The organism is Rathayibacter sp. VKM Ac-2856 (assembly GCF_013205055.1).
Classification (GTDB): domain Bacteria; phylum Actinomycetota; class Actinomycetes; order Actinomycetales; family Microbacteriaceae; genus Rathayibacter.
Genome location: NZ_JABMLF010000004.1, coordinates 82,870 through 97,823, shown reverse-complemented (window position 1 = coordinate 97,823; position 14,954 = coordinate 82,870). Strand labels below are relative to the sequence as shown.

The following is a 14,954-nucleotide window of genomic DNA, read 5'->3' as shown; positions in this document are numbered from 1 at the left end:
CCTATCGAGAATTCAGAGGTGCACGGTGAGCAGTCCCTCCGGCACCCCCCGTCGACCGGGTGGCTCGTCGTACAGAGCAGATCTCGAAGGACTCCGCGCGCCCGCGCTCCTGCTGATCCTCGCGACGCATCTCGTGGAGTACCCGGCCGGCGGCTACGTCGCACTCGACGCGTTCTTCGTGCTCTCCGGATTCCTCATCACGGGGATCCTGGTGAAGGAGTACACGCGCACCCGCCGCCTCTCGCTGCCGGCCTTCTACGTCCGGCGGCTGCGCCGTCTCGCCCCGGCGGCGACGGTCGTGATCGCGGTGACGGTGCTCGCCGGGTTCCTGGTCTTCGGGCGGGCCCGGGCGGAGTCGATCCTCGTCGACGGCGTGTGGGCCGCGCTGCTCAGCGCGAACTGGAACTTCATCCTCACCGGCACCGACTACTTCGCGACGTGGGCGCCGCAGTCGCCGCTGCTGCACTACTGGTCCCTCGCCGTCGAGGAGCAGTTCTACCTCGTCTGGCCGCTGCTGATCCTGCTGGGCTTCTCGATCGCGCGGTCCGTCGCGCGCCGCAGACGGGGCCCGACGGACCCGCGGATCTGGCCGCCGTCGACGCGGTGGGTCGTCGCGCTGGTCGCGCTCGTCCTGACCGTCTCGTTCAGCTGGGGCGTCGTGCAGGCGGCGCTCTCCCCCGGCGTCGCGTATCTGTCCACGCTCACCCGCGCGTGGGAGCTGGCACTCGGCGCGCTCCTCTTCCTCGGGTCGGCGCACTGGCGCCGGATCCCGGACGCGCTCCGACCGGTGCTGGGCTGGCTGGGCCTCGCGGTGCTCGTCGCGGGAGCGTTCGTGCTCACTCCGCAGACCCCCTATCCGGGCGTCGCGGCGCTGATCCCCACCCTCGCCACGGCGGCGATCATCGTCGCGGGGGAGGGCGGCCCGTCCCACCTCGTCCTGCTGACGAACCCCGTCGCGCGGTTCCTCGGGCGCATCTCCTACTCGGTCTACCTCTGGCACTGGCCGGTCTTCGTCTTCCTCGCGGCGCTGGTCGGGCACGACTCGCCCTGGTACCTCGTCGGAGCGATCCCGCTCGCCCTCGCCCTCGGCACCGCGAGCCACTACGGCATCGAGGAGCCCTTCCGCCGCAGCCGCCGGCTCGAGTTCCGCCCGCGCGGCGCGGACCGGCGCGGGAGCGAGGGCTGGCCCCGCTGGATCGCGCTCGGTCTCGGCGCCGCGGCGATCGTGACGACCGCGATCGTGGTGGTCGTGCCCCGCGAGAGCACGGCCGTCACCGGGGTCTCGGCGGCGGCCGTGTCCGAGGCCGGCTCGGACGCCGCGGTGCCCGAGGAGCTGCAGGGGCTGGACCGGCTCACCGCGGCGCTCGGCGACGCCTCGTCCGCGACGTCGTGGCCGGAGCCCGTCGCGGCGACGATCGACACGGGGGACGCGGCCTTCGGCGGCGGCCTCGCCGAGACGTGCCTGCCCGTCACCGCGGCGAACGAGGACGACTGCGTGATCGGCGACGCGTCGCTCCCGCGGACGGCCGTGCTCGTGGGCGACTCGGTCTCCCTCGCCTGGGCGCCCGCGCTCTCGGGCTCCCTCAACGAGCAGGGCTACCGCGTGCACCTGCTCACACGGGGGGTGTGCCCCTTCGCCGATGTGCCGGTCACCGGCAACCTCACCTCCGAGCCCGCCCCCGGCTGGCCGCAGACCTGCGACGACCACCGCCGCTGGACCATGGAGCGGATCGCGGCGCTGGAGCCCGCCGCCGTGATCGTCTCGGACGCCGAGGTGGAGCTGCTCCAGATGGTCCCGGAGGAGGGCGCCACCGCGGAGTCCCGCTGGACCGAGGGGCTGGAGCGGAGCCTCGCCGAGGTCGCCGACACGCGGACCGTCGTGCTCATGACGCCGCCGCGCGGGAAGGCGATGTCCTCCTGCTACACGCGCCTCTCCTCCCCGTCCGACTGCGCGGGGCCGGTGAACGACGCGTGGTTCTCCATGCTCGACGCCGTGACCGACGCCGTCGCCGCCTCCCCCTCCGCCCGCCTGGTGGAGACCCGCGACCTGTTCTGCGCCAGCGCCGAGCTGTGCCCCGCCTTCGCCGGCGGCACCCTCATCCGCGCCGACGAGCAGCACCTCACGAACGACTACGCCACTGTCATCGCACCGATCGTCTCCGAGCGCGTCCGCGCCGCTCTCGAGGGCTGACGCGCGTGCTCCGGGACACGACGAGAGAGACCACGAGAGAAGCCCCATGAACCTCCGAGAACTCGTGCAGATCTGGCAGCGCTACTGGGCCCTCGTGGTGAGCATGCTCGCCGTCGGGCTGCTCACCGGCTGCGGGGCGCTGCTGCTGACGGCGCCCGAGTACACGGCCACCGCGCGGCTGTTCGTGTCGAACCAGGCCTCGGGCTCGGCGACCGATCTGCTGCAGGGCTCGACCTACACGCAGAGCCGGGTGGAGTCGTACGCCGCGGTGGCGACGCTCCCGATCGTGCTCGACGCGGTCATCGAGGACCTCGATCTCGACACCACGTCGGCGGAGCTGGCGACGCGGGTGTCGTCGACGGTCGAGCTCGACAGCCTGATCATCAACCTCTCGGCGGAGGCGCCCTCGGCGGAGGAGTCGGCCGACCTCGTCAACGCGGTCGCGACCTCGCTCTCCAGCACGATCACGGGGACGCTCGAGCGGCCGCTGGCCGGGCGCGACCCGGTCGTGACCGTCACTCCGCTCGAGGAGGCCGCGCCGCCGGCGGCGCCGTCGTGGCCGTCGATCCCGCTCGTCCTCGTCGCGGGCGGCTTCGCGGGCATCCTGCTCGGCGTCGGGCTGGCGCTGATCCTCAACGCGCTCGATCAGCGGGTGCGGCAGGCGAGCCAGGCGGAGGCGCTGCTCGGGGTGCCGCTGCTCGGGACGATCCCGCGCACCCGCAACCTCGGCACCGTGCCGCTGATCGAGGAGGCGGCGCTGCGCTCGTCCTTCGGCGAGGCCGTGCGGGCGCTGCGCACCAACCTCACCTTCGTCGACATCGGCGGGTCGCCGCGGCGGATCATCCTGGTCACCTCCTCCGTGCCCGGGGAGGGGAAGTCGACGATCTCGCTGAGCCTCGCCGCGAGCCTCGCCGCGGCCGGCAAGTCCGTGATCCTCGTCGACGCGGACCTGCGCGTCTCGCGGCTGTCGGAGCGGCTGGGGCTCGAGACCGGCGTCGGCCTGACCGACGCGCTGCTCGGCCGGGCCGCCGCGAAGGACCTGCTGCAGCCGATCGGCGAGAGCGGCGCCCTGCGCGTGCTGGCGTCCGGGCGCACCCCGCCGAACCCGGCGGAACTGCTCGCCTCGCCCACCTTCGATCGGATCCTCCAGGAGCTGCACGCCGAGGCGGACTACGTCGTCCTCGACGCCCCGCCCGTGCTGCCCGTCGCGGACTCGCTCGTCCTGGCCCGGGCCGCCGACGCCGTGCTCTTCGTCGTCGGCTCGGCGCTGGTCAAGCGCCCGCAGCTGACGAACGCGAAGGACGCCCTGCTGCGCGTGCATGCGCCGCTGGTGGGAGTGGTGGTCAACCTGCTCGCCGCCTCCGACGACCGCGGGCGCGCGTACGGCTACGAGAGCCGGGCGTACGTCGAGGCGGTCGCGAAGACCGGGCCGGCGGAGCCGCTGGCGGAGGCACCTGCGGGGCCCGACGACGCGAAGCGGGAGCTGATGCGCTCGTGAGCGGGATCCTCGGCCGGGCGTGGCGCCAGCTCGGCATCGCCGCCTTCAACATCGTCGCGACCCACGTCCCCTCCCACCTGGTGCGCCTGGGGGTCCTGCGGCTGTGGGGCGCGCGGATCGGCGCGGGCACCTCGATCGGCCGCGGCACGTCGATCCTCGATATCGACCGCCTGGTGATCGGCGAGAACTGCTCGATCGGCTTCCGCTGCTTCTTCGATGCGCGCGGCGGGATCACCATCGGCGACGACGTCGCGATCGCGAGCGACACCCACATCATCACGGCGTACCACCTGCCGCAGTCCGACACCTTCGAGGCCGTCGAGGAGCCGGTGACCATCGGCGACCACGCCTGGCTGGCCTCGCGCACGACCGTGGTGGCGGGGGTCTCGATCGGGCGCGGCGCGGTCGTCGGCGCCTGCTCGCTGGTGCGGACGGACGTCGAGGAGATGACGATCGTCGCGGGCGTGCCCGCCGTCGTCCGCGGGCAGCGCACCTCCGCGCTGGACTACTCCACCCGCTTCCGCCGGCTGTTCTACTGATGCGGGAGGAGACGGCCGTGATCCGCGAGCCCGACAGCCACACCGGGACCTGGACCGACGTCACCCTGGTCTACGTGGCGCCGCGCTCCGGTTCGAGCGGAGTGAGCGACTACGCCGACGACCTGATCGCGCGGGCCCGCGAGGTCGCCGGCACCGTCGTCGAGGTGCGCCACGGCGGGGCCGGAGCGGACGGCGTCGCCGAGCTGCTCCGCGCACGCCGCGAGACGCTGCGCGCGATCGACGCGGCTCCGGGGCCCGTGATCGTGCACACCGAGCACAGCGGCGGCGTGATCGTGCCGTTCTGGCTGCTGGCCAGCCGGCGGCTGCGCTCGCGGGCGACCGTCGTCACCGCGACCCTGCACGACGCGCCGCTGGCGGTCTGGACCCCGTTCCGCACCGCGCTCGTCGGCCGCAGCCACTTCGCGACGCACGCGATCCACTACCCGCTGATGCGGCTGCACCGGCTGCTGGAGCGGCGCGTGCTGCGCGGCGTCTCGCTCTTCGCGCTGACCGCCTCGGGCGCGCAGGCGATCCGGGAGGAGCTGCGCGTCGGCGGGGTCGACGTCGCGTTCCTGCCCGCCCCGGTCCGCCCGGCCGTCGCGCCGGCGCCCGAGCGGCCGCTCGCGATCGGCCTCTTCGGCTACGTCTACCGCGGCAAGGGCTTCGATCAGCTCGCGGCGCTGCGGGACGCCGTCGACCCCGCGATCGAGATCGTGGTCGCCGGTCGCGGCACCGAGGCGCTGGAGCCGGTGCCCGGCGTGCGGGTGCTGGGCGGCGTCGAGGGCGAGGACGAGGACCGCTTCTTCGCGAGTGTCCGGGCGATCGTGCTGCCCTACAGCCGGCGCGGCGCGTACGGCCCGACGATCCACGTGGCGTCGAGCGTCGTCGCGCGGGCCCTCGCCTACCGCACGCCGATCATCGCCCTCAGCCACCCCGGTCTCAGCGACGAGGCGGACGTGGTCGAGGGCGGCGTGCGCGAGCTGGCCGACCGGATCAACGCCGTCGTCCCGGACGACGCGGCGATCGGCCGCCTCGCGGAGCACTCCTCCGCGCTCGCCGAGCGGCTGACCAGCGCGGAGGCGTTCGCGGTCTTCGCCCGCCGCTGGCGCGCACTGCTCGACGGAGCCCGGCTGTGACCGGGACTGCTGAGGCCCTGCTGCAGCGGCGTCGGCGGATCCTCGCCCTGGCCGGGGCGAGCGGCTGGATGGTGCTCGGCCGCGGCTCCGGACTCGCCTGGATGCTGTTCCTGGTGGCGAGCGTCGGCCTCGGCGACTACGGCCTCTACGCGATGGCCTTCGCGGCGGCGGCCCTGCTCGCGGCTCCGTCCGAGAACATCTTCCTGGTGCGCAGCGTCCGCGTGGACGCGGCGACCTACGCGGCCGAGCGCAGCGCCCGCACCCTGCTCGGACTCGCCCTGGTCGCGGTGGGCGCGGCGGTCTACGCCTGGTCGTTCGTCGCGGGCCTCGCCCTGCTGATCGCGGGCGGCGAGATGCTGTTCAACGCGGTGAAGAGCCGCGCGCTGCGGGCCGGCGAGCCGATGCTGCCGATGCGCTGGGACGCCGTCCGGCAGGTGAGCTCGATCGCCGCGGCCGTCGGCCTGTGGTTCCTCGCGGGGGAGCGGCTGCCGCTCGAGCTGCTGATGCTCGCCTACGTCCTGCCCTACCTCGTGGTCGCCGTCGTCGCCGTCCGCGGGATCCGCGGGGTCCGGCCGCGCTGGCCGCGGGGCGCCCGCGGGCAGCTGCTGCTCGTCGGCGACGCGGTGATCACCGCGCTCTACCTGCAGGGCGACATCCTCCTGCTGGGCCTGCTGCTGGGCGACGAGGTCGTCGGCGCCTACGCGATCGCCTCGCAGCTGGTGCTCGCGGCCTCGATCGTCGGGCAGCTGCTCGGCCAGCAGTACACGGCGTCGCTGCGCGAGGCGGGCGGACGTCGGCACGGCGGTCCGCCGCTGGGGCTCACGGTCGCGCTCGGCGCGGTGATGACCTCCGGGACCGCCGGCGTCGGCGGCGTCCTGCTGCTCGACCCCGGCACGGCGCAGGTCGGCGTGCTGCTGCTCATCCTCGCTCCCTTCGCCGGGCTGCGGTCGGTGTCGAACGCGTGGGTCACCGCGCTCTACGTGCTCGGCGTCGACCGGCGCCGCGTGCTCGGTGCGGGGGCGGCGCTGCTCCTGCGCGCCGTGTGCCTGGCGGTCGTGATCCTCGCGGGGGTCGCCGGAGGCCTGGCCGCGGCGATCGCGGCCGTGGCCGGCGAGGTGCTGCTCGTGGTGCTCTTCGCGGCGGTCCTGCGCGGCGCCTACGCCTCGGCCGGCACCACAGCCGATCACCCGGCCGGCACCGCGCCGGACGCCCTCGACGACGCGCCGGTGCCCGCACCGCTCCGCGGCACCGCGGGGGAGGGGCAGGCATGAGCGGCGTCACCGAGTTCCTCGTGGCCAAGGACCCCGAGCTCGACCGCACCGGCGACATGATGATGTTCTCGCTCGTCTACTCCCTCGCCCAGCAGCTCGGGCCGGTGCGCTACATCGCCCTCTCCCGCGAGGCGGGCGTCCGCGGCGGCAACACGCTGGTGAAGAAGTCGCCGCCCTCGCCGATGCGCCTGGTCGCCGGCGCGCTCGCGCACGGACGCAGCCTCGTGCACGAGCGGTTCGACCTGCCCGCCCTGCGCGCCGCGATCACGGCGAGCGACGCCGACCGGGTGGTCGCCGACCACACCTACCTCGCCGAGCCGTTCTTCCGCTCCGGCGTGCAGAAGAAGCTGTACATCAACACGGTCGTGTCGGAGTCGCTGGTCTGGGGCGCCGCGCGCGGCAGCCTCGGGCGCCTGCAGAGCGGCATGATCCTCCGCGACGAGCTCCGGGCGGTGCGCGAGGCGGTCGCGGTGGCGACCTACGACGCGGACGAGGCGGACGACTTCGCGCGCCGCGGCGCCCGGCGCACGCGCTGGCTCGACGTCACCCTCCCGCCCGTGCCGCCGCGCGAGCGCGATCTCGCCGCGCCCCGGGTCGCCTTCGTGGGCGACCGCCGCTGGCCGCCGAACGAGGAGGGCGCGCGCCTGCTGCTGCAGTGGTGGCCCGCGATCAGCGCCGGTGTCCCCGGCGCCGAGCTGCTCATCATCGGGCACGGCGATCGGCCGCTGCCGGTGGTGGCGGGCGTCCGCGAGCTCGGCTTCGTCGAGGACCTGGACGGCACCCTCGCGACCTGCCGCGGCATCCTCGCCTCGATCGCGACGGGCGGCGGCGTGCGGGTGAAGATCCTCGACGCCGTCGCGCGCGGCATGCCGGTCATCGGCACGCCCGCGGCGGTCGGCAGCCTCGACTCGCTCTTCGACCTGCCCGTCGAGACGTCGAAGGAGGGCTTCATCGACCAGGCGCGCCGCCTCCTCCTCGACGCCGACCGGGCCCGCCGGCTCGGCGAGGACGTCTACGAGCAGAACGTCGAGCACTGGCGGCAGGAGCGCCCCCTGCGGGCGGTCCAGGACTGGCTGGCGCCGTGAACCGGCGCTCGGCGCTCGTCGCCGCGGCCGTCGGCTACGGGCTCGTCGCTCTGGCGGCCCTGCTCGTCGCCGTCGTCCGCGGCGGCGTCGCGACGACCGCGGCGGCGATCCTGCTCTGCGCCGCCCCGCTGCTCCTGCACCTCGCCGTCCGCGTCCCCGCGCTCTCGGCCGTCGTGCTCGGCGGCGTGCTCGGCGCGGCTCCGTTCGCCACGATCCCCGGCACCGGCACCTACGCGGTGCTGGCGCTCGCCGTCTGGTTCGCCGTCACCGTGCTCTGCCTGCGGCCCCGCTCGAGCCGGCAGAACACCGCCGTGCTCGGGATGCTCGCGGCCTTCCTGATCGTCTCGGCCTTCTCGATGGTCGTGACCTTCGACGGGATCGGCGCCCTGCTCACCTACCTGCGCTGGGCGCTCGCCGCGGGGATCACGGTCCTCGCGCTGGTCGCCGACGAGCGGATGCGGCGGGCGGTGCTCCGCGCGTTCGTCGCGGGGGCGGTGCTCGGCGCGGCGACCGCGCTGGTGATGGTGCTGCTCGATCCGGACGGGCAGCTGCTCAACTCGCTCACCCTCTTCGGCTACGGCGACACCTCCGCGGTCGGCAACCTGCGGACCGTGTCGGTGGACGGCGCCTCGCTCACCCGCGCCAGCGGGCTGTACGTCGATCCGAACGTCGCCGGCCTCTTCTTCCTCTTCGCCTTCGGGATCGCCGGCGCGCAGCTGCGCGGCCGGCGGCGGCTGCTGGTGCTCGCCCTGCTCGCGGTGGCGATCGTCGGCACCTTCTCCCGCGGCGCGATGGGCGCGCTGGTGATCGGGCTCGCCGTGACGCTCGTCGTCTCGCGCAGCTCGGCCGGTGCCCGCGCGGCGTCGGTGGTGGCGGGGATCCTCGCGCTCGGCAGCCTCTACTGGGTGCCGGCGCTGCGCGACCGCTTCGTCGACTCCTTCGACAGCCGCACCGCGGGCGTCTCCGACCGGGTCGACGCGCTGGCGAACTACCCGGCGCAGATGGCCGGGCACTGGTGGTTCGGCCGGGGCTGGGATCTCCGCGAGTTCACCGACGCGGCCTACGGCTACTCGCTCAACCACGTCGCGAACACGCCGCTGCTGATCGTCTGGCGGGCCGGGATCCTCTCGGGGCTGCTGTTCGTCGCGCTGCTGCTGGTCGTGCTCGTGGTCGCGATCCGCCGGTCGCGGCGGGGCGCCGCCTCGGGCCGCTCCGGCGGCGGCTCGGCGAACCTGGCCCTCGCGGTCTACGCCGGCACGATCCTCTTCGCCTTCCAGGTCGACTTCCCGGTGGTCACGATGACGCCGCTCACGCTCGCCTTCGGGCTGCTGCTCGCCCAGCTGTGCAGCGTCGACGCCTCGCCGACCGACCCGGCGGGCTCGGCGGTCGGCGAGCGGGCCGCCGCCCCCGCCGCTGCCCTCGCCGCCTCCGCGACTCCACCGTCCTCCCCCCGACAGGAGCGTCAGCCATGACCGCCACCACCCAGCGGACCCCCGTCCGCCGCCCGCTGCGCGTCATCGGCCTCGACGGCTTCCGCGGCGCCCTGGCGATCTGCATCATCGTCGCCCACGTCGGCTCGCACTGGGCGCCCGGGGCCCTCCGCGGCACGGGACTCGAGGTCACCGCGCAGGCGGTCGTGTCCTTCTTCGTCCTCTCCGGCTTCCTCATCTACTGGCCGTTCGCCCGCGCGGTGATCGCGGGGACGAGCATGCGCGGCAAGCTCGCCGACTACGCGCTCTCCCGCGTCCTGCGCGTCTTCCCCGGGGCGACCGTCGCCTTCGTCCTCGCCTGGCTGAGCGGCACGCTCTACCTCGTCAACGCCTACGACGCCGAGGGCGCGGGCTCAGTCGGGGGCACAGCCGGGGGCGCCGGCGACTCGGCGATCGGCCGCTTCGGCGACCCGTGGCGGGTGCTGCTGCACCTCACCCTCCAGCAGTCCTACCTCCCCTCGCAGCTGCAGACCGGCATCGCGCCGGCCTGGACGCTGACGATCGAGCTCGCCTACTACCTGCTGCTGCCGCCGCTGGTCGCCGTCTGCGTGCTGGTGCTCGGCCGCGTCGCTCCGTCCCTCGGGCGCTACGCCGTCGCGGCGGCTCCGGGCGCGGTCCTCATCGCGGTGGGCCTGGCCTCGAAGACGGCCGGCACGCTCTGGCAGCAGGCCTCGGGGCTCGAGTACGGGTCGTCGGAGTGGGGGCCGAACACTCTCGCGGTGTTCAGCCGGAGCCTGCCGGTCTGGGCCGACGGGTTCGGCTGGGGGATGATCGCGATCGTCGTCTGGATCGCCGTCGAGCGCGAGGCGGTCGGGCCCCGCGGGCTGCGGACGGCCCGGCTCGCGGGCTGGATCGCGATGGCGGTCGGACTCGTCGCGGTCGTCGCCGCCTTCGTCCTGGTGCCGCGCTTCATCAGCGCGGGCGTGGCGATCGCGTCGCTCGGGGTGATCCTGCTGCTCGCGCTGCCGGTGAAGGACGGCCACTCCGTCTGGCGCGTCTCGCACCTGGTCGACAACCCGGTGCTGCTCTGGCTCGGCAAGACCTCGCTCAGCATCTACCTGCTGCACATGCCGGTGATCCTCTTCCTCGACCGCGCCGGGATCGACTGCCCGGACACCCCGCTCGGCCTGCTGACCGGCGCCGCCGTCGTCCTCGGCACGACGGTCGTGCTGGCGTCGGCGGTGTTCCTGGCGGTCGAGCGACCGGCGCTGCGGCTGCGGACCCTCGTCAAGCGCCGGTCGGCGTGAGCGCCGCGCGGAGGGCCTGGGCGGCGCGCTCGACGGCGCTGCGGATCGCGGCGGCCGACTGCTCGTAGGCGGGCTGCGACCGGCGGTACGGATCGGCGACGTCCTCCTCGGCGGCGGGCACCCGCTGCAGGGGTCGCCGGGCCTGCACGCTGCCGAGCAGCTGCCGCAGCCGGGCGCCCGGCTCGGCCGCGTCGCTCGGCGGCGCTCCGTCGGCCAGGCGGGCCAGCTCACCGAGGGTGAAGGCGCGGGACAGGAGCGACGGGGCGAGGCGCACGACGTCCGTGCGCTGCTCCCGGGTCATGGTGAGCACGAGATCGGCCCGCTCGAGCAGGTCGGGCGTGAGCGGACGGGCGCGGTGCTGGTCGACGGCGCGCGCGTCGAGGCCCCACGGCGCGATCGCCGCGCGCATCTCCTCGGGCATCGGCCGGCCGGTCGCGGCGCCGAGCCCGGCGCTCTCGATCCGCACGGGCACGCCGTCGAGCAGCGCGTCGAGCAGGAGCTCGGCGGCGGGCGAGCGGCAGAGATTCCCCTCGCACACCAGCAGGATCAGCGGGGAGCGTCGGCGGCGGGCCGGGGGCGCTGCGTCGGTCATGCGACGACTCCGGGACGTGCGCGGGCGACAGTGCGGCGCCGGAACCCGCCATTCTCGGCGGCCGCTGCGGGCTCTCCGGGGAGCGGGGAGGAGGAGTGCGGGGCGCGGTCTGCGGCGATTCCGGGGGTCCCTCTGCTGATTTCCGGTCCCTCGACGGTGATTCCCGGTCTCTCGGACACGGAACCTCCTCGCTTCGGGCCCGGTGAGGGTCCGCCCGCGTCGACCCGGATCGATGCTACCCACGCGGCCGCCCCTCGCCGGACGGCGCGCGGCCCGCGGCGAGCGGGGATGATCGGGGGTCACGGCCGGGGGAGAGCCCTCGGCGACCGGTGGAGGGGCCCCGACATGGCAGCGAGCAGCGACCCGGCATCGAGCAGCGACCCGGCATCGAGCAGCGACCCGGCATCGAGCAGCGACCCGGCATCGAGCAGCGACACAGCGGCGAGCAGACCGTCCGACGCACCGCGCTTCTCCCGTCGCGGGCTGATCTCCGCCGCGGGTCTGTCCTCGCTCGCCCTCGCGGCCGGCTCGCAGCCGAGCGCCGCGGTCGCCGCCGCCGCCCGGGTCGCCCCGCGCGCGGGAGCGGGCTTCTCGGTCAACTCCGGGATCCTCTGGGAGACGCCCGAGTCGCGCGCCCGCAGCCTCGACTGGATGGTGGCGGTCGGTGCGACCTCCCTCCGCTTCGACCTCTCCTGGTTCTGGGCGGAGCAGAAGAGCGGGACCTTCGACTGGTCGCTGTTCGACCCGATCATCGACGGAGCCCGGGCCCGCGGCCTGACGGTGCTGGCCGTGCTCGTCAGCGCCCCCTACTGGGCCGCGGCGCAGCGCACGGAGGGCCAGCCGCACAACCGGCCCGCGTCGCTCACCACCTGGCGCCGCTTCGTCCGAGCGGCGGCGACCCGCTACAAGGGCAAGGTCTTCGCCTACGAGATCTGGAACGAGCCCAACGGCAAGAGCTACTTCTGGCCGGCGCCCGATCCGGTGTTCTTCACCGCCCTCGTGAAGGCGGCTGTGGAGGAGATCCGCGCCGTCGCGCCCGGGACCCTCACCGTCTGCGGCGGGCTCGGCCCGGGCTCGACGGCCGCGGGCGACATGCTCGCGCCGGAGTTCGTCCGCCGGATGATCGCCGCCGGCATCGTGGCGACCAAGGTCGACCACTACGCCTTCCACCCCTACGACATGGACGGCACCCTCGCCGAGAGCGCCCGCTGGGACCTCACCCCCGTGCGCCAGGTGATCAACTTCGCCGCGTCGCTGCGGGCGGCGGGCGCCGGGTCGGCGCAGATCTGGGCGAGCGAGTACGGCTATCCGAGCGTCCTGGGCGTCGATGCGCAGGCGAGGTTCCTCTCCTCGGGCGTGACGCAGTGGGCCGAGGCGTCCTTCGCCGGGCCGATGTACCTGCACGAGCTCAAGGACCAGGGGCCCTCGGACACCTTCGGCGTCTTCGACACGGCGAACGCGCCCAAGCAGGCGGCCTTCGCGGTGCAGTGGATGCTGCAGAACGGCATCCCCGCGCGCGAGGAGGTCGTCCGCTTCGATGCGCACCCCGACTCCACCCTGGGCGCCGCGGTGAGCCCGGTCTTCGCCGTCGGCGCGACCGCGCTCGGGCGCGACCACGTGTCGGGGACGCGCTTCGAGACGCCGACCGGCTGGTGGAGCTCGCCGGTTGCCGCGGGCGCGCTCTGGCGGCAGGTGGCGCTGCCGCCGTCGGGTCCGTTCGCCGACGGGATGCAGAACGGCCCGACGGGCGTGCGCGTCTTCTCGAACGCCTCGACCGGGACCTGGCTGGTGCTCGGCGACATCCTCACCGCCTGGCGGCCGGCCTACGGCTTCCCGCTCGGAGGCCAGTACGTGAACGCCGCGGGGACGACGGTGCAGGACTTCCAGTACGGGACGATCTCGTGGAAGGCCGGACTCGTGTCGGGATCCCTCGGCGCGTGAGGCGGGGCCGCGCGGTCGGGGCGGTCGCGGTCGGGACGCTCCTGGCCTGCGCGGGCTGCGTGCCGGAGGCGCCGTCGCCCGTCGCGTCGCCCGGTCCCGACGCTCCGGGGACCGTCGTCGAGGTCCAGCCGTGGACCGGTGCGGCGCCGGCCGGGTCGGTCGTGCAGAGCGTCGCCTTCCTGACGCTTGACGTCCGGGAGCGTCCGGTCTCGTCGCGCGCGCTCGTGATCAGCCCGACGGCCGCGGCGAACGGGCGGATCCTGGTGTGGGAGCACGGGACGACCGGCGTGCGGTCGGCCTGCTCGCCGAGCGAGGTGCCCGGCTGGCTGACCGGCGGGGCGATCCCCGCGCTCGACGAGCTGGTGGGCGCGGGCTGGACCGTCGTCGCCCCGGACCTCGCCGATCCGAGCACCGACCGGCCGATGCCGTACCTCGTCGGCGAGGGCGAGGCGCGCGCGTCGCTGGACGCGGTGCGCGCCGCGCGGCAGCTGTCCGGCGGCGCCCTCGAGCCGGGCGTCGCCGTCTGGGGCCACTCGCAGGGCGGGCACGCGGCGCTCTGGACGGCGAGCACCGCCCCCTCGTACGCGCCGGAGCTGACGGTGCGCGCCGTGGCCGCCTTCGCCCCCGCGGTCGATCCGGGCGAGCTGATCGCGCCGACCGCGCCCCCGGTGCCGGCCGTGCTGCTCGGCGGCTGGATCGCCGCCGGCTACGACGCCTGGTACGGCGACGACGCCGCGACCGAGGGCTTCGGGCCGGCGCTCGCGCCCACGCTGGCGGCGGTGGCGGAGGGATGCCTCGGCGACGCGCCGACAGCCGAGCTCACCGCGGGCCTCGAGCAGGTGGCGTCCGGAGCGGTCCCGGTCGAGCTCGGCGACTCGGCCGACGTCCTGCGGGAGCGCCTCGCGGACAACACGGCGGCGACGGCGCCGGGCGTCCCGACGCTCGTCGTCTGGGGGGAGGGGGACGCGGTGATCGCGCCCGCGTCGCTCGAGCGCTGGGCCGCCGCGGTCGCGGACGACGACCTGCAGGCGCGGGCGTACCCGGGGCTCGACCACGGCACGGTCGTCGGGGCCGGCTCCGCCGCCGTCGCGGACGCGCTCGCCTGGACGAGCGCGGCCGTCGACTGAGCGGCCGGGCGCGCACTTCGTCGACGGGGCCCCTTTCGTCGACTGGACCCCTTTCGTCGACTGGACCCCTGCTGGGCCCTGACCCCGCCCCAGCGCCCGCTGCGCGTCCACTCGCGGCCGTCGTCCCCCGCGAGTGGACGCGAACGGGGGTCTGCGAGGCGTCCGGAGCCCGATGCGGGTCCAGTGGGCGAGTCAGCAGCTGCCGTCGCGCGGGCTGCGGTCGTGCGGGCTGCCGTCGCGGGCCTCGGCCTCGCGTCGGCTCAGCCAGCCCGGACCGTCGCGGCGCAGGCGCTCCATGTCGGGGCTCGGGGGAGGGGTCCGCCGCCGCTCCCGCCCGAGCCGGATCTGCTTCACCACGCCCACCACGACTCCGGTGCCGAAGAACGGCAGCCCGATCCCCGCCACCAGCCACAGCGGCGCGTGCCGGCGACCCCCGCCGACGACCGCCGCCGGATCCCAGCCCGCGTCCGCCGCGAGCACGAGGATCATCGCCACGAACACGCCGCTCAGCACCGCCAGCGTCCACGGCCGCCGCAGCAGCGCCGCCTGCGCCCGCTCCGTCACCCTCCGCCCCACCACCCCGCGAGCCTAAGCGCCCCCTCCCCATGCTGGTCGAGTAGCCCCGGAGGGGCGTATCGAGACCCACGTGTCCGTGCGTCGGGTGGATCTCGATACGCGCGCTGCGCGCGCTACTCGATCAGCATGAAGGGGGAGCAGCGCGCTCCCTGATCGGCACTAAGAGCGCGCAGCCCGCCCTGCGAGTGCTGCCGCCTGCGCCGCCGCTCCCTCTTGCATGCCGGTCGAGTAGCCCCGGAGGGGCGTATCGAGACCCAGGTG

At 75.0% G+C, this 14,954-nt stretch carries 12 protein-coding genes; 10 read left to right on the top strand and 2 right to left on the bottom strand.

Annotation, left to right across the window (positions count from 1 at the left end; genetic code table 11):
• The first annotated feature begins 25 nt into the window (after positions 1-25).
• The 8 genes from HQQ82_RS13465 to HQQ82_RS13430 are packed head-to-tail and all read left to right on the top strand — an operon-like array spanning position 26 to position 10,457.
• Positions 26-2,191 (top strand): acyltransferase family protein, encoded by a 2,166-nt coding sequence (locus HQQ82_RS13465; protein WP_173234044.1) that lies wholly within the window; start codon positions 26-28, stop codon positions 2,189-2,191.
• A gap of 46 nt (positions 2,192-2,237) precedes the next feature.
• A complete protein-coding gene (locus HQQ82_RS13460; RefSeq protein WP_173234042.1) occupies positions 2,238-3,689 on the top strand; it encodes a polysaccharide biosynthesis tyrosine autokinase in 1,452 nt (483 codons plus the stop codon).
• On the top strand, positions 3,686-4,228 hold the full coding sequence (locus HQQ82_RS13455; RefSeq protein WP_173234040.1) for an acyltransferase: 543 nt from the start codon (positions 3,686-3,688) through the stop codon (positions 4,226-4,228). Before HQQ82_RS13460 ends, HQQ82_RS13455 begins: the two co-directional genes overlap by 4 nt.
• A gap of 17 nt (positions 4,229-4,245) precedes the next feature.
• Positions 4,246-5,364: a glycosyltransferase family 1 protein gene (locus tag HQQ82_RS13450; RefSeq protein ID WP_173234039.1), complete on the top strand. Its 1,119-nt coding sequence runs from the start codon at positions 4,246-4,248 to the stop codon at positions 5,362-5,364.
• The gene (locus HQQ82_RS13445; protein ID WP_173234037.1) at positions 5,361-6,635 is read left to right on the top strand and encodes a hypothetical protein; all 1,275 of its coding nucleotides are present in this window, start codon (positions 5,361-5,363) and stop codon (positions 6,633-6,635) included. The genes HQQ82_RS13450 and HQQ82_RS13445 overlap by 4 nt, the downstream gene beginning before the upstream one ends.
• Entirely contained in the window at positions 6,632-7,720 is a 1,089-nt protein-coding gene (locus tag HQQ82_RS13440; RefSeq protein WP_173234035.1) for a glycosyltransferase family 4 protein, read from the top strand. Before HQQ82_RS13445 ends, HQQ82_RS13440 begins: the two co-directional genes overlap by 4 nt.
• Positions 7,717-9,192 carry a hypothetical protein gene (locus HQQ82_RS13435; RefSeq protein WP_173234033.1) on the top strand — a complete coding sequence of 492 codons (1,476 nt, stop codon included), beginning with the start codon at positions 7,717-7,719 and terminating at the stop codon, positions 9,190-9,192. Before HQQ82_RS13440 ends, HQQ82_RS13435 begins: the two co-directional genes overlap by 4 nt.
• Positions 9,189-10,457, top strand: a complete 1,269-nt coding sequence (locus HQQ82_RS13430; RefSeq protein ID WP_173234032.1) for an acyltransferase — start codon at positions 9,189-9,191, stop codon at positions 10,455-10,457. The genes HQQ82_RS13435 and HQQ82_RS13430 overlap by 4 nt, the downstream gene beginning before the upstream one ends.
• Here the strand turns inward: HQQ82_RS13430 and HQQ82_RS13425 are convergent.
• Complete coding sequence (locus tag HQQ82_RS13425) at positions 10,438-11,049, bottom strand: low molecular weight phosphatase family protein (protein ID WP_173234030.1); 612 nt, start codon at positions 11,047-11,049, stop codon at positions 10,438-10,440. The genes HQQ82_RS13430 and HQQ82_RS13425 overlap by 20 nt on opposite strands.
• A 345-nt stretch (positions 11,050-11,394) precedes the next feature.
• On the opposite strand from HQQ82_RS13425, the gene HQQ82_RS13420 reads away from it, so the two are divergent.
• Complete coding sequence (locus tag HQQ82_RS13420; RefSeq protein WP_173234028.1) at positions 11,395-12,990, top strand: cellulase family glycosylhydrolase; 1,596 nt, start codon at positions 11,395-11,397, stop codon at positions 12,988-12,990.
• Positions 12,987-14,117 (top strand): alpha/beta fold hydrolase, encoded by a 1,131-nt coding sequence (locus HQQ82_RS13415; RefSeq protein WP_173234025.1) that lies wholly within the window; start codon positions 12,987-12,989, stop codon positions 14,115-14,117. Before HQQ82_RS13420 ends, HQQ82_RS13415 begins: the two co-directional genes overlap by 4 nt.
• A gap of 192 nt (positions 14,118-14,309) precedes the next feature.
• Here HQQ82_RS13415 and HQQ82_RS13410 read toward each other — a convergent pair whose 3' ends face one another.
• Entirely contained in the window at positions 14,310-14,696 is a 387-nt protein-coding gene (locus HQQ82_RS13410) for a hypothetical protein (protein ID WP_173234023.1), read from the bottom strand.
• Positions 14,697-14,954 lie beyond the last annotated feature (258 nt).